Source organism: Nocardioides turkmenicus, assembly GCF_011045035.1.
GTDB lineage: Bacteria > Actinomycetota > Actinomycetes > Propionibacteriales > Nocardioidaceae > Nocardioides > Nocardioides turkmenicus.
Genome location: NZ_JAALAA010000012.1, coordinates 19869 through 42778, shown reverse-complemented (window position 1 = coordinate 42778; position 22910 = coordinate 19869). Strand labels below are relative to the sequence as shown.

Here is a 22910-nt window from a genome sequence, read left to right as displayed (position 1 = left end):
GCAGCTGATCAGAGAGAGTCGATCGCCTCGTTGAGCGTCGCGGACGGACGCATCACGGCGGTGACCTTCTCGGGATCGGGCAGGTAGTAGCCGCCGATGTCGGCCGGCTTGCCCTGGACCGCGAGGAGCTCCTCGACGATCTTCTCCTCGTTGGCGGCGAGGGTCTCGGCGAGCCCCTTGAACGCCGCGGCGAGCTCGGCGTCCTCGGTCTGCGCGGCGAGCTCCTGGGCCCAGTAGAGACCCAGGTAGAAGTGGGAGCCGCGGTTGTCGGTGGTGCCGAGCTTGCGACCCGGGGAGCGGTCGTTCTCGAGGAAGGTCGCGGTCGCCCGGTCGAGCGCGGCAGCAAGCACCTTCGCGGAAGGAGCCGAGGCCTGCTCGGCGTACTTCTCGAACGACGGCACCAGCGCGAAGAACTCACCCAGCGAGTCCCAGCGGAGGTAGTCCTCCTCGACCAGCTGCTGCACGTGCTTCGGCGCCGAGCCGCCCGCACCGGTCTCGAACAGACCGCCGCCGGCGATCAGCGGGACGATGGAGAGCATCTTCGCCGACGTACCGACCTCGAGGATCGGGAACAGGTCGGTGTTGTAGTCGCGCAGCACGTTGCCGGTGACCGAGATGGTGTCCTCGCCGTTGCGCAGCCGCTCGAGCGAGTAGGCGGTGGCCAGGGCCGGCGCCAGGATCTTGATCTCCAGACCCTCGGTGTCGTGCTCGGTGAGGTAGGTGGTGACCTTCTTGATGAGCTCGGCGTCGTGCGCACGGGTCTCGTCGAGCCAGAAGACCGCCGGGGTCTTGGAGTCGCGGGCCCGGTTGACGGCCAGCTTCACCCAGTCGCGTACCGGGATGTCCTTGGTCTGGCAGGCACGCCAGATGTCACCGGCCTCGACGTCGTGCTCGATGAGCACGTCGCCGGCCTTGTTGAGAATCCGGACGGTGCCGGCGGCGGCGATCTCGAAGGTCTTGTCGTGCGAGCCGTACTCCTCGGCCTTCTGCGCCATCAGACCGACGTTGGGGACGGTGCCGATGGTGGCCGGGTCGAGCGGGCCGTTCTTCTTCACGTCGTCGATGACGGTCTGGTAGACGCCCGCGTAGGAGGAGTCCGGGATGACCGCGAGGGTGTCGGCCTCGCCGCCGTCGGCGCCCCACAGCTTGCCGCCGTTGCGGATCAGGGCCGGGATCGAGGCGTCGATGATGACGTCGGAGGGGACGTGCAGGTTGGTGATGCCCTTGTCGGAGTTGACGTAGGACAGCTTCGGGCCGTTCTGCAGGGCGGCCTCGAAGGCGGCCTTGATCTCGGCGCCGTTGGGCAGGGCGTCGAGGCCCGGCAGGATGGTGCCCAGGCCGTCGTTGGCCGACAGGCCGGCCATGGCGAGGTCCTCACCGTAGGTCGCGAAGACGTCCTTGAAGAACGCCTTGACGACGTGGCCGAAGATGATCGGGTCGGAGACCTTCATCATCGTCGCCTTGAGGTGCAGCGAGAAGAGCACGTCGTCGGCCTTCGCCTTCGTGATCGCGTTGGCGAGGAACGCGTGCAGGTGGGCGGCCTCCATCTTGGTGGCGTCGACGATCTCGCCGGCGAGCACGGGCAGCTCGGCCAGCAGCGTCTCGGTCGTGCCGTCGGCCTTCTCCAGAACGATGGAGAGGGTGTCGTCGGCCGCGAGGGTCACCGACTTCTCGTTGGACTTGAAGTCGTGCGCCCCCATGGTGGCGACGGTGGTCTTGGAGCCCTCGGCGAAGGGCTTGTTGGTGTGCGGGTGGGCCTTGGCGTACGCCTTGACCGAGCCCGGCGCGCGGCGGTCGGAGTTGCCCTCACGCAGGACCGGGTTGACCGCGGAGCCCTTGACCTTGTCGTACTTCGCCCGGATCTCCTCCTCCTCGGGCGTGCTGGGCGCCTCGGGGTAGTCGGGGATCTCGTAGCCCTTCTCCTGCAGCTCCTTGATCGCGGCCTTCAGCTGCGGGATGGAGGCGGAGATGTTGGGCAGCTTGACGATGTTGGCCTCCGGCGTCTTCGCCAGCTCGCCGAGCTCACCGAGGGCGTCGTCGGTCAGGCCGAACTGCGCCAGGATGCGCGCGGCCACCGAGATGTCACGCGTCTCCACCTCGACGCCCGCCTTGGCCGCGTAGGCCGAGACGATCGGAAGGAAGGAGTACGTCGCGAGCAGCGGCGCCTCGTCGGTGTGGGTGTAGATGATTCGTGCGGCCATTGCTGTGGCTACTCCTGACGAAACGAAAGTGTCTTGACATCAAGATAACAGAGAAGGTGGCGCAACGCCGCCCCGCCCCACCTAAGCACCACGAAGTGCCGTCGCAAAAGAGTTACTGTGTGTCAACACCTCCTTGTTGTTCAGGTGACTACTGATGCCTGAGTGGATCTCGGGTGTCGATGGGTCTGACCGACGTCAACAGACATTGAAGGGTTTTAGGGGACATGACTGAGGAATCACTGTCGGCGGCTGAGCCGACCTTCATCCAGAAACTGGCAGCCGAGGTCATCGGCACCTTCATCCTCGTGTTCATCGGATGTGGTTCGGTCGTCGCGGTCGTCACCGGTGCCAGCCACGCCGGGCAGCCGACCTGGGGGCTCGAGGTGGGCGCCGTCGGTCTGGCGTTCGGTATCGCGGTCGTGATCGGCGCCTACACCTTCGGTCGCATCTCCGGCGGCCACTTCAACCCGGCGGTGACCCTCGGCGTGGCCACGGCCGGCCGGATCAGCTGGAAGGACGCGGGCGCCTACATCGGCGCGCAGTTCGTCGGCGCGGTCATCGGCGCGGTCGCGCTGTTCGTCATCGCGATCTCCTCGGGCTACAACTCCTGGAACGAGGGCGGCCTCGGCGCCAACGGCTTCGGCGACGGAGCCGGCACCGGCATCGTCGGCGCGATCCTGGTCGAGCTGATCCTCACCTTCATCTTCGTCTTCGTCATCCTCGGTGTCACCGACGTCCGGGCCGGCACCAACGCCGCCATGGCCCCGCTCGCCATCGGTCTCGCTCTGGCCGCGATCCACTTCGTCGGCATCCCGCTGACCGGCACCTCGGTCAACCCCGCCCGCTCGTTCGGCCCCGCGCTCTTCTCGGGCACCGACGCGCTGATCCACCTCCCGGTCTTCCTGATCGTCCCGGCCATCGGCGGTGCCGTCGCCGGCTTCGTCTACCCGCTGCTCTTCGACAAGGACGGCTCCGAGATCGCGGGCGCGGGGCTCGCCTTCTCCGGCGACAACCTGCGGCCGGCCCCGGGCGTTCCGGCCTGGGACTCCCACGCCGCCGCTGCTCCCGCTGCTGCTCCGGCCGCGCCTGCCGCTCCCGCAGCACCTGCCGCGCCGGCCGCCACCCCGGCTCCCCCGGCTCCGGACGCCGGCGACCGCACCGTCGTCTCCGGCGGTGCCGGCGGCGGCCAGCCGGCCTGGCAGCAGCCGACCCAGACCGCCGAGGGCGAGCTGCCGGTCTACGAGCAGGACGGCTGGCGCTGGGACTACGCCAAGCAGGAGTGGGTCCCGATCGAGCAGTGACCCGCTGAGAGACAAGGAAGGCCGCCCCGATCCGGGGCGGCCTTCCTTGTGTCTGTATGTCCTTGTCTCTGTACGTCCTATTCGCCCGGCACGCTCACCGCGAGGATCCACAGCGCGCCCGCCGTCAGCGCCAGCAGCGCCACGTCGAACCAACGGTTGCGCACCGCCAGCATCCCGGCATTCTTCGTACGCAGCACCGCACGCCCCAGCGACGCGGCCCCCACCCCGGCGGCGAGGACGATGATCCCCACGCGCCAGTGGCCGAAGCCGACGAGCCCGAGACCGACGATCGCCGCCGTCAGCACACCGAGGTAGACGAACCCGCCGATGGTCGAGGGGAAGCTGCGTACGTCTTTCTGGTCCGTCTTCTCGTGCTCGGGCGCCGCCGCCACCGGAGCGGGAGCCGCCGGTGTGTGGCTGGGGGTGAGCGGAGGGTGGACGGACACGTGTCAGAGCCTTTCGAGAGCCTTCTCGGCGCTGAGGACGATATTGGAGAGCAACATGGCACGTGTCATCGGGCCCACCCCACCCGGGTTCGGCGACACCCAGCCAGCCACGTCCCACACGTCCTCGGCGAGGTCTCCTGCGATCTTACCGTCGACCCGGGAGACACCGACGTCGAGCAGCGCCGCGCCGGGCTTGACCATGTCCTTGGTGATGATGCCGGGCACGCCCGCGGCGGCCACCACGATGTCGGCGTTGCGGGTGTGGGCGGCCAGGTCGCGGGTGCCGGTGTGGCACAGGGTGACCGTGGCGTTCTCGGAGCGGCGGGTCAGCAGCAGCCCCAGCGGGCGCCCGACCGTCAGACCGCGGCCGACCACGACGACCTCGGCACCGTTGATCTCGACACCGTGACGACGCAGCAGCTCGATGCAGCCCACCGGCGTGCACGGCAGCGGCCCGTCCTCACCGAGGACCAGCTTGCCGAGGTTGTGCGGGTGGAGCCCGTCGACGTCCTTCTCCGGCGCGACCCGGGAGAGCAGCGCGAACTCGTCCAGGCCGGTCGGCTGCTGGATGAGGAAGCCGGTGACAGCCGGGTCCGCGTTGAGCTCGTCGATGACCTTCTCGACCTCGGCCTGGGTGGCGGTGGCGGGCAGGTCGACGCGGGTCGAGGCGACACCGATCTCGGCGGCGTCCTTGTGCTTGGCGTTGACGTACCAGTGCGAGCCGGGGTCGTCGCCGACCAGAACGGTGCCGATGCCCGGGGTGATGCCCTGGGCCTTCAGCTTCTCGACCCGCTCTGCGAGCTCGGCCTTGATCGCCTTCAGCGTCGCGGTGCCGTCCAGCTTCTGTGCTGTCACGATGTCAATCCTGTCACTCGAGTCTCTGTATTCCTTGTACGCGACGCCGACCCGGCCCATCTTGACCAGATCAAGACCCGAGTCGGCGCGTTCTGACACGATTTCCCGTCGAGTCGGCCCGTCAAGACGGGCCGACTCGGCGGGGGCTGGGTCAGTGTGCGAAATGCCGCGTGCCGGTGAAGTACATCGTCACGCCCGCTGCCTCGCACGCCTTGATGGTGAGCTCGTCGCGGATCGAGCCGCCGGGCTGGACGATCGCCTTGACGCCGGCGTCGATCAGGATCTGCGGGCCGTCCTCGAAGGGGAAGAAGGCGTCGGAGGCGGCGACGGAGCCGCGGGCGCGCTCGGTGCCCTCGGCGAGGGTGTTGGCCCGCTCGACCGCGAGCTTGCAGGAGTCGACGCGGTTGACCTGGCCCATGCCGATACCGACCGCAGCACCGTCGCGGGCCAGCAGGATCGCGTTGGACTTGGCGGAGCGTACGGCCTTCCAGGCGAACGCCAGGTCGGCCAGGGTCGCCTCGTCGGCGGCCTCGCCGGTGGCCAGGGTCCAGTTGGCCGGGTCGTCGCCCTCGGCCTGGAACGTGTCGGTGTGCTGCATCAGCAGGCCGCCGCTGATCGGGCGGGTCTCGACACCGGTGGTCGCGAGCGGCTCGGCGACGAGGATGCGGATGTTCTTCTTGCCCTGCAGGACCTCGACGGCCCCGTCCTCGTAACCGGGAGCGACGATCACCTCGGTGAAGACCTCGGCGACCTGCTCGGCCATCTGCTTCGAGACCGGTACGTTGGTGGCGATCACGCCGCCGAAGGCGGAGACCGGGTCGCACTCGTGGGCGCGGCGGTGGGCCTCGGCGACATCCGCGCCGACCGCGACACCGCACGGGTTGGCGTGCTTGATGATCGCGACGGTCGGCTGGTCACCCTGGTCGTACGCCGCGCGGCGAGCCGCGTCGGTGTCGACGTAGTTGTTGTAGGACATCTCCTTGCCGTGCAGCTGCTCGGCGGCAGCCAGCCCGCCCGGGCCGAAGCCGGAGCGGTAGAGCGCGGCCGGCTGGTGCGGGTTCTCGCCGTAGCGCAGCACCGCCTGGCGGTCCCAGGTCGCGCCGACCCACGCCGGGAAGCCCGAGCCGTCGGAGGTGTCGGTGAGCACGTTGCCCATCCAGGAGGCGACCTGCACGTCGTACGTCGCGGTGTGCACGAACGCCTTGGCGGCGAGCTGCTGGCGCTCGGCCAGCGTGAAGCCACCGGTCTTGGCGGCCTCGAGCGCGCGGGCGTAGTCGGCGCCGTCGGTGACGATGGCGACCGAGGCGTGGTTCTTGGCGGCGGCACGGACCATCGACGGGCCACCGATGTCGATCTTCTCGATGCAATCCTGCTCACCGGCGCCGGAGGCGACCGTGTCGGCGAACGGGTAGAGGTTGACGACCACCAGGTCGAACGGCTCGACCTCGAGCTCCTCGAGCTGGGCGACGTGCTCCGGAAGACGGCGGTCGGCGAGGATGCCGGCGTGCACGCGCGGGTGCAGCGTCTTCACGCGGCCGTCGAGGCACTCGGGGAAGCCGGTCAGGTCCTCGACCTTGGTCACCGGCAGTCCGAGCTTCTCGATCAGCGCCGCCGAGCCACCGGTCGAGACGAGCTCGACGCCGGCGTCGTGGAGCCCGCGGACCAGGTCTTCGAGACCGGTCTTGTCGTAGACGGACACCAGGGCCCGCTTGATCCCAATCTTGTCCGGCACTGCCTGGTCCTGCACAGCCACAGCAAACTCCCCATCGGTCGATGAATTCGATGAGGGGCACCCAGGCGGTCGATGCCGTCTCTTTACACTCCCCGGTGGTCCCCCACCTGCGCCAGTCGTGTGCTCGTCACTCTAACCGTTCAGGCGCGCCCGAACCGAACCCGCCGGCCGTCCACGTTGTAGCCCTCGCGGGCGATCCGCCCGACGGACTCGACGAGCATCGAGCGCTCGACCACCTTGATCCGCTCGTGGAGCGTCTCCTCGGTGTCGTCGTCCTCCACCGGCACCGTCACCTGGGCCATGATCATCCCGGTGTCGACCCCGGCGTCGACGATGAACAGCGTCGCCCCGGTCACCTTCACGCCGTACTCCAGCGCGTCCCGCGCCCCGTGCATCCCCGGGAAGCTCGGCAGCAGCGCCGGATGCGTGTTGAGCGTCTTCCCCCCGAACCGGTCGAGGAAGGCAGCTCCGACGAGCTTCATGAACCCCGCGGAAACCACCAGATCAGGCTCGTACGCAGCCACCGACGCGGCCAGCGCAGCGTCCCACTCCTCGCGCGACCCGAAGTCCTTGACCCGGTGCACGAACGTCGGGATCCCCGCATCGGTCGCCCGGGTCAGCCCCTGGATCCCGTCGCGGTCGGCCCCGACCGCGACGACCTCAGCGCCATACTCCGGGGACGCGCACGCGTCGAGCAGTGCCTGGAGGTTGGTGCCAGAACCGGACACGAGAACGACGAGACGAAGAGCCACGCCGACACTCTAGAGCAGCGCGAGCCTCGTGACGGCGCCGCCCAGATCGCGCCGACCGACCTGCACAAACACCGACCAGATCACCGATCTCAGTTCAGATGGCACGGGTCCAGACCACAACCGGGATAGCCGTCGGCTGATCGAGGCTGCGAAAGTCCCGTTCTCAGCCCGACTCCACGTCCAACAACTCAAAGTGAATGCTCCAACTCTCGATGATGGCGTCGACGCGTTCGGGCACGTTCCCATACGCGCGTATCGCGACGTCGTACGTCTCCGGGAGGTCGTACAAAGGCTCGCCATCGGGCAGAATCCAGTCGCAGATCTGCAGCTCGCCGCCACCCAGAGCCACGGTCCAGTACGAGCCCAGGTAAGAACTTCGACGCGGTGACGGCGCCAGCCCAGCGGAGCGCTCAACAAAGCCCGCAACGTCCCTGGCCGATGCGCCCCTGACTCCGAAAACCTTGTCAACGAACATCGTTGTCCTCTTGCGGCTCGTCATCGAGTGGCACACGGACTCCTTCATGAGCGGCCCCGCACAGGTTCACCCGTCGCCGGCGAGCGTACGCCGGTGCCACCAGGTCATCGCGAGCCCGGCGAGGAGACCGGCGAGACCGAAGAAGGCGATGGCGTTGACGAGCACCTGCCCGGCGTACGGCCCGACGTCGGCCATCCGGCCGGGGCCGACGGCACCACCGGCGACGCCGGAGGCGATCGCGACGAGCAGGCCGGCGACGACTCCGGCGCTGACCCCGCGCAGAGCGCCCTCTGACCAGCGCAGGGTCGGCCGGACGCGGCTGACCCTGCAGACGGCCCAGAAGGCGGTCAGCGGTCCGAGCGCCATCACGGCGGCGACCCAGGCTGGCGGGGCGCCGTTGTCGGGGAGCGCGGCGAGCATGGGGAACATCGGCAGCGGGCCGAGGGTCACCGCCGTCGGGGTCACCGTGGTGCCGACGCCGACGGTGAACCCCGGGCCCAGGACGTACGCGCTGGAGAAGAGCACGGCGTTGGGGAGCACCAGGACGGCGAGCAGGGAGTAGAGGATGATCCCGCCGACGTCGAGGTGGAGCTGGGAGACGACGTTGATCGAGGTGGTGAAGTCGGCGAAGAGCGCCGCGAAGAACACCAGGGTGCTGACGGCGAACCACCAGAGCAGGATCGACCGGACCGTCACCAGTACGTCCACGGCGGCCCTGGGCAGCAGGGTGATCCACAGCGCCGCACGCCCGGAGCCGACCGCGATCGCGGGCAGCGCCACCACCACGCAGAGCCCGACCGACCAGGCGAAGACACCGGCGATGCTCGGCGCGGTGGCCGGCGTGCCGGCGACGGCCGCGGTCCCCACGGCCACCCCCGTGTAGCCGAGGGCGAAGAGGCCGGCCACCACCGGGACGGTGAGGTCACGCTCGCCGTCAACGAGGGCGTTGGCGTCGGGGCCGTGCAGGGAGACCGCGTCGCCGACGCGGACGGCGACCTGCCACATCACCCAGGCGAGGACGAGGGTGAGCCCGAGCGGGACGGCGGTGATTCCGACACCGGAGACGACGACGCCGGACCCGTGGCCCAGCAGCCACCCGAGGGCGGCGACACGCAGGGCGTCGGAAGGCTCTCCGTGGGCTCCCATGTCGCTGACGAACCAGCCGAGGATGCCGATCGCCAGGCACACGACCAGGGTGGAGGCGGCCGTGCCGATGCCACCCAGCAGCGCGGCCGCGACCAGTGGGCGGCGGTGGCGGAGATCATGGAGATCATCCGCGGCGAGCCCGCGGTCAGGGGTGCGAGGAGGCAGCAGCGAGGACATCGCGACTCATCCTCCCAACCCCGGCAGCCTCGATCTCGGCGACGCGCCGCCGGGACACGTCCCCGGCTTGGTCACAGTGGTTGATACCCGCCTGTGCATCTGCGGGTATTGCCGATCATTCGACCGAATCACCTACAGTTGACCGCTGACATGGGCATGACCGCGGCAGACCACGAGACCTTCGAGGCGTTCTATCAGGACGTCCGTGGACGCCTCCTCCTCCAAACCTGGTCGCTGACCGGCGACCTGGAGGCCGCCAAGGCCGCCGTCCGCGGGGCGCTCGTCATCACCTGGCACCACTGGCGCAAGGTGAAGCCGATGGACGACTTCGAGCGCGAGGACTGGGTCCGCCCGATCGCCTGGTCGAAGGCGATCCGCAACCACTCGGTGCCGCTGCTCCACCGCGACCAGACGATCGCGCCGGAGGCCCGGAGCACCCTCTCCGCGCTGCGCAGCCTGCCGCTCCACGACCGCAAGGTCTTCCTGCTCGGCCACCTCACCAGCGTCGACCTGGCCCAGCTGGCCCGCGAGGTCGGCACCCCGATCAGCCGCACCGAGACCGACCTGCAGGGCGCCAACGCCGCCATCTGCGCCGAGCTCGGCATCGCTCCCGAGCAGCTCCAGTCCATCTTCGACCCGCTCGTCGACGTGCTCACCGAGCAGCCGTGGCCGAAGACCTCCACCATCACCACCGCCGGTGCCGTACGCCGCAGGGTGCACACCGCCATCGGCGCCGCCGCGGCCATCGCCGCCCTGGTCGGCACCGGCTTCTTCGTCACCCAGGACGCCGAGACCGAGCCCCGGCTCAACACCCTCTCGATGCAGTCGGCGGCCGAGGAGTTCGAGGTCGAGCCGAGCCAGATCCCCGGCAAGAAGCTGACCGCCAAGGACCTGATGACCGAGGAGGAGGTGGCGAAGATCTACGGCGGCAGCTGGGCCGTCGACATCTCCTCCGACAACCTCGAGGGCACCGGCCTCACCATCCCCTGCCAGGCCGACACCTCGGCCGACAAGCGGCCGGTGGCGAGCCTGGCCCGCACCTTCACCGCCCAGGCGAAGGCGACCACCGCCGGCACCACGATCGAGTCGTCCGTCGACGCGAAGGCGGCGGCTGCTGCGTACAAGAAGATGCAGGGCTGGTACGCAGCGTGCGCCGAGCCCCGCTACCAGCTGATGTTCACCGAGACGGTCCAGGGCATCGGCGACGAGGCGACCCTGTTCACCTACCGCGACTGGGAGAACAACCGGGCGGTGACCTACGGCGTCGCGCGCACCGGCAACCACACCGCCGCGGTCACCGTGAAGGTCGACGGCAAGTCCAGCACGACCGCGGCCAAGACCTCGACCATGCTCGGCACCGCCGTCCACAACCTCTGCTCGATGCCCGGCGCGGGCGCGTGCGTGGAGACCAAGCGACCACGCGCGACCGTGGTCCCGCTCGCCACCGGCAAGGCGCCCGGGCTGATCAACGAGACCGATCTGCCCCCGGTCGGCACCATCGGTGACCCGTGGGAGGGCACCGAGGCGAAGCCGGCCAAGACCAACCCCGCCCAGACCCGCTGCGACGAGACCCAGTTCAACGCGAAGGGCATGTCCGGCGCCCAGACCCGCTCCTTCGTCATCCCCGACACGAAGAAGAAGCTGGCCCCCACCTTCGGGCTCACCGAGACGGTCGGCAAGTTCGGCTCCGCCAAGGAGGCGCAGGCGTTCAACGTCGCCATCAAGAGCCGACTGGACAAGTGCGGCGACAAGCAGCTCGGCAGCCACGTCACCCAGGTCGCGAGCGAGTCCATCAAGGACGGCGCGATCACGGCGTGGTACATCCGGGTCGAGCTCGAGAACTCCTCCATCTACTACCGGATGGCCGCGATCCGCCGAGGCGCCAACGTCGCCCAGATGAGCTTCGTGCCCGACGGCAACGCCGACATCAGCGACGCCGACTTCGTCGCGCTCGCCAAGCGCGCTGCGTACCGCCTCGACTACCTCTGAGCAGTTCTCGGTATTTCTCGTCCGGATGCAACCGGACCTGCTTCTCATGCATCTGACTGGGTGAGGCTGGCGCAGCGCCAGGCAGGGACGGTCAGTCTGGGAGGCGAGCGATGGACGAGGACGAGTTCGACGCGTTCTACAACGCGTCCTACCGCCGCGTGTGCGCGCAGGTGTACGCCATGATCGGCGACTCCGACGAGGCCGCCGAGTGCGTGCAGGAAGCCTTCGCCCGGGCGTGGGCTCACCGACGCAAGCTGTCCTCGGTCGACTACCCCGAGGCCTGGGTCCGCACCACCGCCTACCGCCTCGCCGTGGGCCGCTGGCGCCGGAAGAAGTACGCAGGCCGGGCCGCCGACAGAGCCGTCGGTGTCCGGATGGAGATGCCGGCCGTCGACGAGACGCACGTCGCCCTCGTCGCGGCGCTCAAGAAGCTCCCCGAGGCCCAGCGCCAAGCCATCGTCCTGCACCACATCGCCGACCTGCCGGTCCACCAGGTCGCCGCCGAGGTCGGCGCCCCGACCGGCACCATCAAAGCCCGCCTGGCCCGGGGACGAGCCACGCTGGCCGAGCTACTCGCCGAAGAGACACCCGGCGCCGTCTGGAAGGAGGCCTGAGATGAGTGATCCGATCTCGCGTCTGGACCAGTTCCGTGCCGACACCCCTGGAGCACCGATGAAGTCCGCAGCCGAGGTACGCCGACGGGGTGATCAGATCCGACGCCGCCGGCGTGCCGCCGCCACCGCCGGCGCGGTGGCGCTGGCCGCGGTCGTCGCCGGACCGATCATCTTCCTCTCCGCCGGGTTCGGCGAACGCGCCACCGAGCCCGACCCCGCCCCGGCACCGAGCCAGACCCCGAGCACGGGGCCGAGCCCGTCGGCCTCGACCCCGGCCGCGGACCTCACCCGCGCCCATCTTCCGGTCGAGGACGACCTGGTCGCCGACGAGTCCTATCCGGCGTGGGTCGAGGACCAGACGTACGACGACGAGGGCACGGGCGACCACAACGAGTGCCTGCCCGAGTCGCTCACCGACATGGGGGCGACCGCTGCGGTACGCCGCGACTTCGTCCCGCGGTCCGGCGAGGATCTCTCCGGCGCCGCCGGGACGCTGAAGGCCGTCGTCGCCGAGTTCGCCTCCGCCAAGGAGGCCGAAGCGGCCCGCGCCGCGCTCTCGAAGGCGGCGGCCGGCTGCTCTGCCGTCGACGCCGAGACCGCCGGCTCGCTGCCGGTCGAGGGCGGCGTCGCGTCGGCCGGAGACATCAACGTGGTGACGTACCAGCCCGACGACCCGGACATGAACGCGGTCTGGGAGGTCGCGACGGCCGTCGTGTCCGTCGAGGACCGGGTGCTGGTGATGACCAGGAAGCGCGGCGTCCAGGACTACGTCCCGCCGACCGACCTACGGACCTCCGCCGTCAACGCCACCTACCGGATGGTCGGTGCCCGGCCCCCGGCATCCACGACGTCGCCGCCGGCATCCGACCCGGCGACGGACCCGCCGTCCTCGACCCCGCCTGCCGACATCCTGGGCGACGCCAACCTCGTCTCGGCCGGGTCGCTGCCGGGGCTGCCGCTGGAGGGCGAGTCGACGGCGACATGGCAGCAGGTCCCGGCGCAGCCGACCCCGACCCTCTACTGCCAGGGCGCGTGGCTCTCCTCGCTGAAGGCCGCCGAGTCGGTCAGCCGGGAGTTCCGGCTCCAGAACCCGGGCGAGATCGGCAAGGTCAACGTGACGGTGCTCGAGTTCTCGACCAAGCCGGCGGCCGACGCGGCGTACGAGACGGTCCACGGCTGGCTCGGCGACTGCCCGGCGCCGATGTCCGACGAGAAGCTCTTCATCGCCAGGCCGGTCGAGTCCGTCGAGATCGGCACCAGCCCCGCGATCGACCGAGCGGCGCAGATGCTCGCCGAGTACGCCGGTGACTGCGGCGGCCAGGACTGCGACGCCACCTGGTACGACCACCAGACCGTCGCCCAGATCGGAACGCGGCTGGTGCTGGTCACCCACGCCGAGGCCGGTGGCCCCTGCCCGCCGACCAGGGCCTGCCCGCCGGAGGAGGCCTCCGACTACACCGAGTGGGACAACCGCGTCGCCCAGACCGTCGAGGCCACCGTGGGCCAGGCCACCGTGGACCTGCGCTGAGCAGGGGACCCAGGTGCTATTGAACTTTACGGTCACGCCCGTCAGCGCCGACACTGACGCTCTGGCAGGCGTCAGGGGACGCGCCGGGGAGAGCCAGCCGGGGAGGCGAACGATGGACGAGGACGAGTTCGACGCGCTCTACAACGCGTCCTACCGCCGGCTGTGTGCTCAGCTGTACGCCATGATCGGCGACTTCGACGAGGCGGCCGAGTGCGTGCAGGAGGCGTTCGCCCGCGCCTGGGCGCACCGGCGCAAGCTCTCCTCGGTCGACTACCCCGAGGCCTGGGTCCGCACCACCGCCTACCGCCTCGCGGTCGGCCGCTGGCGCCGCAAGAGGTACGCAGGCCGGGCCGCCGACCGGGCCGTCGGTGCGCGCACCGAGATGCCCGCCGTCGACGAGGCCCACGTGGCTCTCGTCGCGGCCCTGAAGAAGCTCCCCGAGGCGCAGAGGCAGGCCATCGTCCTGCACCACATCGCCGACCTGCCGGTCCACCAGGTCGCCATCGAGGTCGGCACTCCGACCGGCACCGTCAAGGCCCGCCTGGCCCGAGGGCGAGCCGCCCTCGCGGAGCTGCTCGCCGAGGACAATCCCGGCGCCGGAGCCGTCTGGACGGAGGCCTGAGATGAGTGATCCGATCTCACGCCTGGACCAGTTCCGCGCCGACGCCCCCGGAGCGCCGATGCGCTCCGCAGCCGAAGCCCGGAGGCGAGGCGACCAGATCCGCCGACGCACCCGTGCCGTCGTCACCACCGGAGCGGCGGCCGTGGCCGCGCTCGTCGCCGGACCGGTCATCTTCCTCACCTCGGGAGTCGGCGACCAGGGCATCGACACCGCGACATCGCCGAGCGAGACCCCCAGCACCGCGGTATCCAGCCCGTCGGCCTCCGCACCGGCGTCCGCGCCCACCCGCGCCGAACAGTCGACCGAGCAGTACGCCGACCCGACCGCTACCGGTTCGCCGGCGGCGGAGGGGCTCGGCGACGCCAACCTGGTCGCTGCCGGCGACCTCCCGCCTCTCGACCGCTTCGAGAGCGCCCTCGGCTGGAACCGCTACGCGCCGACCCCGGACGTACCGACCCTGGCGTGCCAGAAGGAGTGGCTCTCCGCCCTCGGCGCCACCGAGAAGGTGACGGCCGACTACCGCTGGGACACCGACAGCGCCATGGTGGGCCAGGTCCATGTGGCCGTGCTGGAGTTCCCGGACGTGAACGAGGCGGGCGCGGCGTACAACGAGGTCATGGAGTGGATGGAGGTCTGCCCGGCCAACAAGCTCGGCGTCGACCCGACCGTCACGTCGCTGCCTCGGGATGTCAGCGCCGACCTCGATGCCGGGCCGAAGCGCGCGGCGCGCTCGCAGGCGACCTACCCGGGGGCGGACGGCAACGACGGCATCTGGTTCGAGACCGAGCTGGTCGCCGAGTACGAGACCCGGCTGGTCCTGGTCGGCTACGGCGAGCTCGCCGGTCCCTGCCCGCCGAGCACCGGCGACAAGGACGACCCGTGCTACCAGCCCGACCAGCCCGACTCCTGGCCCGGGCGGATCCTCTCGATCGAGAAGGCGGCGGTCACGGCTGGGATCAGCGACCTGCGCTGACGAACCCCACCCAAACACGATATGGTTGATTGTCTTTCATGACTTAGCGCGGAGAGACTCCTGTCACAACGCGCTCACCTCAGGAAGACACGTACTGGTCATGGCGTTCGGGTCCAACAGAGCCCCGACCCGCATCAACCTTGGAGAACCCTCTCGTGTCCACCGCCCCCACTGCACCCGCCAAGCGACGGCTGCCGCTGCCGTCCTTCTCGGTCCAGATCATTCTCGGCCTCGCCCTCGGCGTCGCCCTCGGTGCCGTCGCGCGAGCGATCGGGCCCGGGGCCGGCGACGAGGCCAACTGGCTGACGACGACCCTGGCCACGATCGGCGACTCGTTCGTCGCGCTGCTCAAGGCCGTCGTCGTACCGCTGATCTTCACCGCCATCATCGCCTCGATCGCCAACCTGCGTACGGTCAGCAACGCGGCCCGGCTCGCGGGTCAGACGCTGCTGTGGTTCGCCGTCACCGCGGCGATCTCGGTCGTCATCGGCATCGGCCTGGGACTCGTCTTCCGGCCGGGCAGCAACACCGCGGTCAGCGCTGCCGACGCCGCCGAGACCGGCGCCTCCGCGTCGTGGCTCGACTTCCTGCAGGGCCTGATCCCCGGCAACTTCCTCGGTCTCCAGGCATCGACCAGCGTCGAGCAGGTCGGCGGCAGCCCGCTGGCGGAGACCGCGCTGAGCTTCAACGTCCTCCAGGTGCTCGTGGTGGCGCTCGCGATCGGCATCGCGGCGCTCAAGACCGGCGAGAAGGCCGAGCCGTTCCTCGCCTTCAACCGCTCCTTCCTCGCCATCGTGCAGAAGGTGCTGTGGTGGATCATCCGGCTGGCGCCGATCGGCACCCTCGGCCTGATCGGCAACGCGGTCGCGTCCTACGGCTGGGACTCGCTGAGTTCCCTGGCGTGGTTCGCGGTGGCGGTCTACGTCGGCCTGGCCCTGGTCCTGTTCGTGGTCTACCCGGTGCTGCTGCGTGTCCACGGCCTCAACCCGATCGCCTACTTCCGCGGCGCATGGCCGGCCATCCAGCTCGCCTTCGTCTCGCGCTCCTCGGTCGGCACCATGCCGGTGACCGAGCAGGTGACGGTCAAGAACCTCGGCGTCCCGCAGGAGTACGCCTCGTTCGCCGTCCCGCTGGGCTCCACCACCAAGATGGACGGCTGCGCCTCGATCTACCCGGCGATCTCGGCGATCTTCGTCGCCCAGATCTTCGGCATCGACCTGAGCATCACCGACTACCTGCTGATCGCCTTCGTCTCGGTCGTCGGCTCGGCCGCGACCGCGGGTCTCACCGGCGCCGTGGTGATGCTGACCCTCACGCTCTCGACGCTCGGCCTGCCGCTGGCCGGTGTCGGTCTGCTGCTCGCGATCGACCCGATCCTCGACATGGGCCGCACCGCCGTCAACGTCGCCGGCCAGGCCCTGGTGCCGACGATCGTCGCCAAGCGGGAGGGCATCCTCGACGTCGACCGCTACCGCTCGGCCTCCGCTGAGGGGCTGCTCGCGGACGAGGAGCCGGCGGGCGCCGTCGCCGCCTGATCGTTCAGGGTTCCAGCGCCCCGGCAGCCATCCGGCTGCCGGGGCGCTGTCGTCTCAGCCGGGGTAGGAGGCAGCGGCGCGGGCGGTCCGCAGGGCGTCGGCCCACCAGGCGAGCTGGTCGAGCATCGCCTTGGCGTAGACCGGCGAGTCGGGGTCGTTGGGCCGGCCGTTCTCGTCGAGTCGCTCCCAGTAGCGCGGGAAGGCGAGGCGGGCCTGGAGGGGGTGGGCGTGCAGCTCGGTGAGGACGTTCTCCAGGTGCAGGGTCGCGTGCCGGCCGCCGCCGTCGCCGCCGTAGGAGACGAGCGCGACCGGCTTGGCCTGCCACTGGGTGAAGTGCCAGTCCAGGGCGGACTTCAACGACGCCGGGAAGCTGTGGTTGTACTCCGGCGTGACGATGACGAAGCCGTCGGCCGCCTCGAGCGCGGCGGTCAGGGCGCTCTGGCCGTCGGGCCGCGGATAGTCGGCGCCGGCCATCTTGGGTGACTCGGCGGGCAGCGACAACGGGATCTCATGGTCGGCCAGATCGATCAGGTCGACGTCGAGACCGCCGTACGCCTCGGCCTGCTCGGCCATCCAGGAGCCGAAGATCGGGCCGCCGCGACCTTCGCGGACGCTGGCGAGAATGACTGCGATACGTAGTGGTTCGTTCATGTCATCCAGACTCACGCGGATCGACAGGCGCCGGGAGACCGAGCCGAAGCTGGCCCCGGCAGGGCCACCCTGAACGCCCGGCAGCGCCGTAGGCTTGGCGCCATGCCTGCCAACGCGGGAGCCCTCGGCTCGTTCATCAGAGACCGCCGGGACCAGACCACGCCCGAGAGCGTCGGTCTCCCGGTCGGCGTACGTCGCCGGGCCCCCGGCCTGCGGCGCTCCGAGCTGGCCACGCTGGCCGGGATCAGCGTCGAATACCTGGTCCGGATCGAGCAGGGCCGCGACCGTCACCCCTCACCCCAGGTCCTGCGGGCCATCGGTGACGCGCTCCGCCTCGACGCCGCCGCCCACGAGCACCTGCGCACCCTGGCGATGGCCTCCAGCGGGCAGTGCGTCGGCCCCTACTCCTCCGGCCGCGACGTACGTCCCGGCGCACGCGCCCTCGTCGAGCAGTTCGAGCCCGGGGTCGCCGTGCTCACCAACCGGCTCGGCGACCTGCTCGCCCACACGTCCACGTTCGACATGCTCGCCCGCCCCCTCGGGATGCTGGACCACGCGGAACCCAACCTGACCGCGTACGCCTTCCTCCACCCGCGCGCCCGGGAGGCGTTCCCCGACTGGGCGCGGTTGGCCGACGACCTGGTGGCAAACCTCTACCGTGGCCCCAACCCCGCGGCCGCGCGGATGATGATCGAGGCGATGTCGGACCAGGCGGGGCCGGAGTTCACCGACCGGCTGAGCCGCCACGACCCGCCCCACGGTGGCGTCTGGCGCTGGCGCCACCCCGATGCCGGCGAGCTGCGCTTCGACGTCGAGGAGCTCGAGCTGCCGGCGGCCGACAACCAGCAGATCCAGGTGCTGATGCCGGCCGACGACGCCACCGCCGAGTCGCTCGACGCGATGCGGCGCCGCCGGTCGGGCGCTCTGCGCGCGGTCTGACCGGCGCGGTTCCGCCAGCGATCAGCTCGGCGGGATGTAGAGCTTGAAACCGGCCGGCAGCTTGTCGGGCGCCCGGTGGCCGTTGTAGATCCGCAGCTCCTCCTCGGTGACGTGGAGCTCCTTGCTAAACGCTGAAGAACGTGCCGCCCTCGACGACCTTGTGTCCCTTCAGCTTCGGCTTGTCCGCGCACGGACGCTCTCGGGCGCCCATTCGAACCGATCCCCGAAAACACGACCGCCCCGCGACCATGTCGGTCGCGGGGCGGTCAGGATCTGACGTACGTCAGAGGGACTGCAGGATCTCGCGAGCGAGGGCAGCGGTCTCCGACGGGGTCTTGCCGACCTTCACGCCGGCGGCCTCGAGGGCCTCCTTCTTGGCCTGCGCGGTGCCGGCGGAGCCGGACACGATCGCGCCGGCGTGACCCATGGTCTTACCCTCCGGCGCGGTGAAGCCGGCGACGTAGCCGACGACAGGCTTGGAGATGTTCTCCTTGATGTAGGCCGCGGCACGCTCCTCGGCGTCGCCACCGATCTCACCGATCATGACGATGAGCTTGGTCTCGTCATCCTTCTCGAACGCCTCGAGGGCGTCGATGTGGGTGGTGCCGATGATGGGGTCACCGCCGATGCCGATGGCGGTGGAGAAGCCGAAGTCCTTCAGCTCGTACATCATCTGGTAGGTCAGCGTGCCCGACTTGGAGACGAGACCGACCGGGCCCTTGCCCGTGATGGTGTGCGGGGTGATGCCGGCCAGCGACTCGCCCGGGGTGATGATGCCGGGGCAGTTCGGGCCGATCATCCGGGTGGCCTTGCCCTGCAGGTAGGACCACACCTCGGCGGTGTCCTGGACCGGGACGCCCTCGGTGATGACGACGATCAGCGGCATCTCGGCGTCGATGGCCTCGATCGCGGCGTCCTTGGTGAACGCCGGCGGCACGAAGAGAACCGACACGTTCGCGCCGGTCTCCTTCATCGCCTCCGCGACCGTGCCGAACACGGGGAGCTCCACGTCGGCGCCGTTGGCGTCCTTGTGGGTGACCGTGGTGCCGGCCTTGCGGGCGTTGACACCGCCGACGATCTGGGCGCCCGAGTCGAGCATCAGGGCGGTGTGCTTCGCACCCATGCCGCCGGTGATGCCCTGGACGATGATCTTGCTGTCCTTGTTGAGGTAGATGCTCATGTTTCTCTCTCCTGACCTCAGGCGTTGGCCAGCTCGGCGGCCTTGTCGGCGCCGCCGTCCATGGTGTCGACGATGGTGACCAGCGGGTGGTTGGCCTCGCTGAGGATCTGGCGGCCCAGCTCCACGTTGTTGCCGTCGAGGCGCACGACGAGCGGCTTGGTCGCCTCGTTGCCGAGGATGTCCAGCGCGCCGACGATGCCCTTGGCGACCTCGTCACAGGCGGTGATGCCACCGAAGACGTTCACGAACACGGACTTGACCTGCTCGTCGTTCAGGATGACGTCGAGACCGTCGGCCATGACCTGCGCGTTGGCGCCGCCACCGATGTCGAGGAAGTTGGCGGGCTTCACGCCGCCGTGGGCCTCGCCGGCGTAGGCGACGACGTCGAGGGTCGACATGACCAGACCCGCGCCGTTGCCGATGATGCCCACCTGGCCGTCGAGCTTCACGTAGTTGAGGCCCTTGTCCTTGGCCTTGGCCTCGAGCGGGTCCTCTTCGTCACGGATGACGAACTGCTCGTGGTCCTCGTGACGCACCTCGGAGGCGTTGTCGTCGAGCGACACCTTGCCGTCCAGGGCCTCCAGCTTGTCGCCCTCGAGGCGAGCCAGCGGGTTGACCTCGACGAGGGTCGCGTCCTCCTCGGTGAACACCGTGTAGAGGCTCTGGATCATCGAGACGGCCTGCTCGAACACGGGCTCCGGGAAGCCGCACTCGGTCGCGATCTCGCGCGCCTTGGCCTCGTCGACGCCCTTGCCGGGGTCGATGCCGATCTTCTTCACGGCGTCGGGGTTGGTCTTGGCGACCTCCTCGATCTCCACACCACCCTCGACGGACGCGATGCAGAGGTACTGCCGGTTCGAACGGTCCAGCAGGAAGGAGAAGTAGTACTCCTCCACCGGCGGGGTCGCCGGGGTGATCAGCACCCGGTTGACCTTGAGGCCCTTGATCTCCATGCCGAGGATGTTCGACGCGTGCTCGAACGCCTCATCCGCGGTCTTGGCCAGCTTGACGCCGCCTGCCTTGCCTCGGCCGCCGGCCTTGACCTGCGCCTTGACGACGCAGAAGCCGATCTCCTCGGCGGCCTTCCTGGCTTCCTCAGCCGTCTCGACGACGACACCTTCGGTCACGGCGACGCCGTGCTTGGCGAAGAGCTTCTTCGCCTGGTACTCCATGAGATCCACTGATCCACCTGGTCTGTGTATTGCGGTACGAGGCGACGTACCGCAGGGATCAGCGGTCGACGTCCTCGTCTTCAGATGTGTCCGTCCTGCACCTTAGACCCCGTCACGGCCCGGTTACGAGCCCAGGGGCCGCGACGTGACGTACGCCACTAGCGGGGGGAGAGGCGGGACACACCGGACATATACCAACAAATCTGCAACGTTGAGTAACAGTCCGTATCCCTACGCGGCGACCTCCGTTTGGCCCCGGTACGGCGTGACCCGTCGGCCGGGATCGGGCGGGTTTCGATACCTTATGGGGGCTCAAAAGGGGCCGTAGACACGCGTTTCGGGCGACACGAGGACATCGCAATCGAGTTTCGAATCTGACGGAAATACGCAGATCAGCGACGGATTCGGCCGTCGCCGTTGGTGAAATCAGCGAAACGGGCGTGCCACATTTCTTGACCGCGCCCTCCGGTCCGTTACAGTCGTGGCTCGCCGTCTGAACCCCGAACAGCGGAGATATGAACTGATGGGCAACCACCGAGCCGACGTCACAAGTGACAGTCCGCGTTCGGTCACCCCTTCCCCCGGAGCAACCACGAGCAGCAGCTACGTCGGGAAGCGGCGCGCAGCGCCGGCGACCGACAGCCCTGCTTCACGGCCTGCCCCGCGAGCGACCGGATCGACCTCCTACGTCGGGAAACGCCGCGCCGCGCCGTCCCCCGCCGTCGGGACCGCGACACCGTCCCCCGCCCCTGAGACTCCTGAAGAGCCGGTCGCCAAGGCCCGGCCCAACCGGGTGGTTCTCGAGCAGACCGGCAAGATGCCGGTCGTCGGGTCCCCCCGTGACGACGAGGCCACCGACGGCCGGATCTCGACGGGTGAGCTGCGCGCCCTCGTCGAGGGCGACGGCGGCCCCACCTTCCCGGCCTCGTTCCCGACGACGCCGCCCCCGGCCCAGCCCGCGCCCCGGCCGATCGTGCCGACGCAGCGCCGGGCGGCCCAGATCGACCCGGTCCTGGCCGACCTGCTCTCCTCGATGGGCATCGACCCGGACAAGGTGACGCCCGAGGTGCTCGAGGACCTCGGTATAGGGGGCATGACGACCTCCGAGCTCACCAAGTTCCTGACGCAGCCGACCAAGCCCACGCCCACGAAGGCCGCGTCGAGCGATGTCTCGACCAAGACGCCGCCCCGCGGTGTCCCGGCGGCTCCTGCGGCTGCGGCGCCGGTCCGTCCCGAGCCCGTCGCCCCTGTCGCTCCCGTTGCGCCTCCCGCCCCTGCGGCGCCGGCCGCTCCGGTTGCCCCGGAGCCGGCCTTCCAGGCACCCGAGCCGACCCACACCCCGAAGCCGCTGCGAATGGCCAACACCTTCGCGCCGCTGACCGGCAAGGTCCGTGCCGTACGCCAGGCCCGGCAGATCCCGGCTCCTCCGGTGACCCCGGTGACCCCGCCGCCCGCGCCGGTCTACGAGCCCGAGGTCATGGAGCCCCGCGGGTTCCAGGAGGCCTACGACGCGCCGCCGACCTCGTTCAAGATCGACACCACCTCGTTCCCGGCCCCGCCGGTGGCGCTGCCGCAGCAGATCGACTTCGACTCGATGGCGATCGACCTTCCGGCCGAGACCTACACCGTCGACCCGCCCTACTACGAGGCGCCGCAGGCCGCCGAGCCGTTCTACCGGGACGACTACACCAGCGCCTACGACCACGAAGCCCACCAGGCCGAGGCCTACTTCCGCGCCGAGACGGGCAGCATCGACCTGCCCAGCATCAGCGAGATCGCCACCCACCGCCCCGAGATCAACGACCTGCCGGCGGTCGAGACCACCGGCACGATGGTCGGCATCGGTGGTCCCACCCGGCCCCGCACCCGACGCGCCGCTGCTGCGGCCGCCGGTGGCCGCCCGACGGTCCCGCTGACCGCTGGTGCCGCCGCCCTCGCCGCCGCCATCGGTGGCATCGCGATGACCGGCGGTCCGACGATGGTCGCCGCCGATGACGTACGCCTCGTCGGCGCCACCGCGCTCGGTGGCGACAGCGACATGGTCGTCGTCGGTGACCGGTCCGCGACCGTGACCCGTAACGACGAGCGCTCCGACGCCGACACCGCGGCCAGCGACCGGGAGAAGGCGCTCCAGGGCGTCGACGTGCAGGCGGACAAGCAGGACAAGTTCCTCAAGTCCAACCTGTGGGAGCTCCCGATCCCCGCGGGCGTCTACCGCATCACCGGCACCTTCGGGTCCTCGGGCGCCAACTGGTCCAGCACCCACACCGGTCTGGACTTCGCAGCGCCCTACGGCACGCCGATCCACGCCATCGCCCGCGGCACGGTCACCGAGACCGCCTGGGGCGGGGCGTACGGGAACCGGACGATCATCACCCTCGACGACGGCACCGAGATCTGGTACTGCCACCAGAGCGACTACGGCGTCTCCGTCGGCCAGACGGTCTCCCCCGGCGAGGTCATCGGCTACGTCGGCTCGACCGGTAACTCCACCGGCAACCACCTCCACATCGAGGTCCGCCCCGGTGGTGGTGACGCTGTCGACCCGGATGCCGCGCTCAACGAGCACGGTGTGGACCCGAGCTGATCAAGACATCACGACAAGAGCCGCCCGATCACGGG

General features: G+C 69.8%; 19 protein-coding genes and 1 riboswitch. Of the genes, 9 read left to right on the top strand and 10 right to left on the bottom strand.

Features of this window, described 5'->3' with window-relative positions; all coding sequences use genetic code 11:
• Positions 1-8 precede the first annotated feature (8 nt).
• Positions 9-2201: an NADP-dependent isocitrate dehydrogenase gene (locus G5C66_RS15120; protein WP_165111795.1), complete on the bottom strand. Its 2193-nt coding sequence runs from the start codon at positions 2199-2201 to the stop codon at positions 9-11.
• Between the two features lie 224 nt (positions 2202-2425).
• Here G5C66_RS15120 and G5C66_RS15115 point away from each other — a divergent pair, with 224 nt between their 5' ends.
• Complete coding sequence (locus G5C66_RS15115; RefSeq protein WP_206444150.1) at positions 2426-3502, top strand: MIP/aquaporin family protein; 1077 nt, start codon at positions 2426-2428, stop codon at positions 3500-3502.
• 77 nt (positions 3503-3579) lie between these two features.
• Here the strand turns inward: G5C66_RS15115 and G5C66_RS26855 are convergent, their stop codons facing one another.
• The 6 genes from G5C66_RS26855 to G5C66_RS15085 form a co-directional block, all read right to left on the bottom strand.
• Positions 3580-3948: a DUF3017 domain-containing protein gene (locus G5C66_RS26855; protein ID WP_338144184.1), complete on the bottom strand. Its 369-nt coding sequence runs from the start codon at positions 3946-3948 to the stop codon at positions 3580-3582.
• Between the two features lie 3 nt (positions 3949-3951).
• A complete protein-coding gene (locus G5C66_RS15105; RefSeq protein WP_165111794.1) occupies positions 3952-4803 on the bottom strand; it encodes a bifunctional methylenetetrahydrofolate dehydrogenase/methenyltetrahydrofolate cyclohydrolase in 852 nt (283 codons plus the stop codon).
• A gap of 151 nt (positions 4804-4954) precedes the next feature.
• Positions 4955-6535, bottom strand: coding sequence for a bifunctional phosphoribosylaminoimidazolecarboxamide formyltransferase/IMP cyclohydrolase (gene purH / locus G5C66_RS15100; RefSeq protein ID WP_165111793.1), 1581 nt, complete (start codon positions 6533-6535; stop codon positions 4955-4957).
• A gap of 52 nt (positions 6536-6587) precedes the next feature.
• Positions 6588-6665, bottom strand: a riboswitch (ZMP/ZTP riboswitch).
• 10 nt (positions 6666-6675) lie between these two features.
• Positions 6676-7287 carry a phosphoribosylglycinamide formyltransferase gene (purN, locus tag G5C66_RS15095; RefSeq protein WP_165111792.1) on the bottom strand — a complete coding sequence of 204 codons (612 nt, stop codon included), beginning with the start codon at positions 7285-7287 and terminating at the stop codon, positions 6676-6678.
• Between the two features lie 163 nt (positions 7288-7450).
• Positions 7451-7762 carry a hypothetical protein gene (locus G5C66_RS15090; RefSeq protein WP_165111791.1) on the bottom strand — a complete coding sequence of 104 codons (312 nt, stop codon included), beginning with the start codon at positions 7760-7762 and terminating at the stop codon, positions 7451-7453.
• A gap of 66 nt (positions 7763-7828) precedes the next feature.
• Complete coding sequence (locus G5C66_RS15085; protein ID WP_165111790.1) at positions 7829-9085, bottom strand: cell division protein PerM; 1257 nt, start codon at positions 9083-9085, stop codon at positions 7829-7831.
• 150 nt (positions 9086-9235) lie between these two features.
• Between G5C66_RS15085 and G5C66_RS15080 the strand changes: the two genes are divergently transcribed.
• The 6 genes from G5C66_RS15080 to G5C66_RS15055 all read left to right on the top strand — a co-directional run bounded on the left by G5C66_RS15080 (position 9236) and on the right by G5C66_RS15055 (position 16346).
• Positions 9236-11074 carry a SigE family RNA polymerase sigma factor gene (locus G5C66_RS15080; protein WP_165111789.1) on the top strand — a complete coding sequence of 613 codons (1839 nt, stop codon included), beginning with the start codon at positions 9236-9238 and terminating at the stop codon, positions 11072-11074.
• Positions 11075-11184: 110 nt separating this feature from the next.
• Positions 11185-11688, top strand: a complete 504-nt coding sequence (locus G5C66_RS15075; protein WP_165111788.1) for a SigE family RNA polymerase sigma factor — start codon at positions 11185-11187, stop codon at positions 11686-11688.
• Between the two features lies 1 nt (position 11689).
• Positions 11690-13216, top strand: a complete 1527-nt coding sequence (locus tag G5C66_RS15070; protein WP_165111787.1) for a hypothetical protein — start codon at positions 11690-11692, stop codon at positions 13214-13216.
• 112 nt (positions 13217-13328) lie between these two features.
• Positions 13329-13838 carry a SigE family RNA polymerase sigma factor gene (locus G5C66_RS15065; protein ID WP_165111786.1) on the top strand — a complete coding sequence of 170 codons (510 nt, stop codon included), beginning with the start codon at positions 13329-13331 and terminating at the stop codon, positions 13836-13838.
• 1 nt (position 13839) lies between these two features.
• Positions 13840-14811: a hypothetical protein gene (locus G5C66_RS15060; RefSeq protein WP_165111785.1), complete on the top strand. Its 972-nt coding sequence runs from the start codon at positions 13840-13842 to the stop codon at positions 14809-14811.
• Between the two features lie 155 nt (positions 14812-14966).
• Positions 14967-16346 carry a cation:dicarboxylate symporter family transporter gene (locus G5C66_RS15055; RefSeq protein WP_165111784.1) on the top strand — a complete coding sequence of 460 codons (1380 nt, stop codon included), beginning with the start codon at positions 14967-14969 and terminating at the stop codon, positions 16344-16346.
• 54 nt (positions 16347-16400) lie between these two features.
• Here G5C66_RS15055 and G5C66_RS15050 read toward each other — a convergent pair whose 3' ends face one another.
• A complete protein-coding gene (locus G5C66_RS15050) occupies positions 16401-16997 on the bottom strand; it encodes an NADPH-dependent FMN reductase (RefSeq protein ID WP_165111783.1) in 597 nt (198 codons plus the stop codon).
• Between the two features lie 102 nt (positions 16998-17099).
• Between G5C66_RS15050 and G5C66_RS15045 the strand changes: the two genes are divergently transcribed.
• The gene (locus G5C66_RS15045; protein ID WP_165111782.1) at positions 17100-17936 is read left to right on the top strand and encodes a helix-turn-helix domain-containing protein; all 837 of its coding nucleotides are present in this window, start codon (positions 17100-17102) and stop codon (positions 17934-17936) included.
• 283 nt (positions 17937-18219) lie between these two features.
• Here the strand turns inward: G5C66_RS15045 and sucD are convergent, their stop codons facing one another.
• Both sucD and sucC read right to left on the bottom strand, forming a co-directional pair.
• A complete protein-coding gene (gene sucD / locus G5C66_RS15040; RefSeq protein WP_165111781.1) occupies positions 18220-19116 on the bottom strand; it encodes a succinate--CoA ligase subunit alpha in 897 nt (298 codons plus the stop codon).
• A 17-nt stretch (positions 19117-19133) separates the two neighbouring features.
• The gene (gene sucC, locus G5C66_RS15035; RefSeq protein ID WP_165111780.1) at positions 19134-20297 is read right to left on the bottom strand and encodes an ADP-forming succinate--CoA ligase subunit beta; all 1164 of its coding nucleotides are present in this window, start codon (positions 20295-20297) and stop codon (positions 19134-19136) included.
• A gap of 514 nt (positions 20298-20811) precedes the next feature.
• Between sucC and G5C66_RS25585 the strand changes: the two genes are divergently transcribed.
• Complete coding sequence (locus G5C66_RS25585) at positions 20812-22875, top strand: M23 family metallopeptidase (RefSeq protein ID WP_206444149.1); 2064 nt, start codon at positions 20812-20814, stop codon at positions 22873-22875.
• Positions 22876-22910: the final 35 nt, after the last annotated feature.

Excerpts from the sequence above, each read along its gene's own strand:
- G5C66_RS15085 (WP_165111790.1), bottom strand. The coding sequence starts at position 9,085 with ATGTCCTCGCTGCTGCCTCCTCGCACCCCTGACCGCGGGCTCGCCGCG.
- G5C66_RS15060 (WP_165111785.1), top strand. The coding sequence starts at position 13,840 with ATGAGTGATCCGATCTCACGCCTGGACCAGTTCCGCGCCGACGCCCCC.
- G5C66_RS25585 (WP_206444149.1), top strand. The coding sequence starts at position 20,812 with ATGGGCAACCACCGAGCCGACGTCACAAGTGACAGTCCGCGTTCGGTC.
- G5C66_RS15045 (WP_165111782.1), top strand. The coding sequence starts at position 17,100 with ATGCCTGCCAACGCGGGAGCCCTCGGCTCGTTCATCAGAGACCGCCGG.
- sucD (WP_165111781.1), bottom strand. The coding sequence starts at position 19,116 with ATGAGCATCTACCTCAACAAGGACAGCAAGATCATCGTCCAGGGCATC.
- G5C66_RS15075 (WP_165111788.1), top strand. The coding sequence starts at position 11,185 with ATGGACGAGGACGAGTTCGACGCGTTCTACAACGCGTCCTACCGCCGC.
- G5C66_RS15090 (WP_165111791.1), bottom strand. The coding sequence starts at position 7,762 with ATGTTCGTTGACAAGGTTTTCGGAGTCAGGGGCGCATCGGCCAGGGAC.
- G5C66_RS15050 (WP_165111783.1), bottom strand. The coding sequence starts at position 16,997 with ATGAACGAACCACTACGTATCGCAGTCATTCTCGCCAGCGTCCGCGAA.
- G5C66_RS15080 (WP_165111789.1), top strand. The coding sequence starts at position 9,236 with ATGGGCATGACCGCGGCAGACCACGAGACCTTCGAGGCGTTCTATCAG.
- G5C66_RS15070 (WP_165111787.1), top strand. The coding sequence starts at position 11,690 with ATGAGTGATCCGATCTCGCGTCTGGACCAGTTCCGTGCCGACACCCCT.
- G5C66_RS15115 (WP_206444150.1), top strand. The coding sequence starts at position 2,426 with ATGACTGAGGAATCACTGTCGGCGGCTGAGCCGACCTTCATCCAGAAA.
- G5C66_RS15120 (WP_165111795.1), bottom strand. The coding sequence starts at position 2,201 with ATGGCCGCACGAATCATCTACACCCACACCGACGAGGCGCCGCTGCTC.
- G5C66_RS15065 (WP_165111786.1), top strand. The coding sequence starts at position 13,329 with ATGGACGAGGACGAGTTCGACGCGCTCTACAACGCGTCCTACCGCCGG.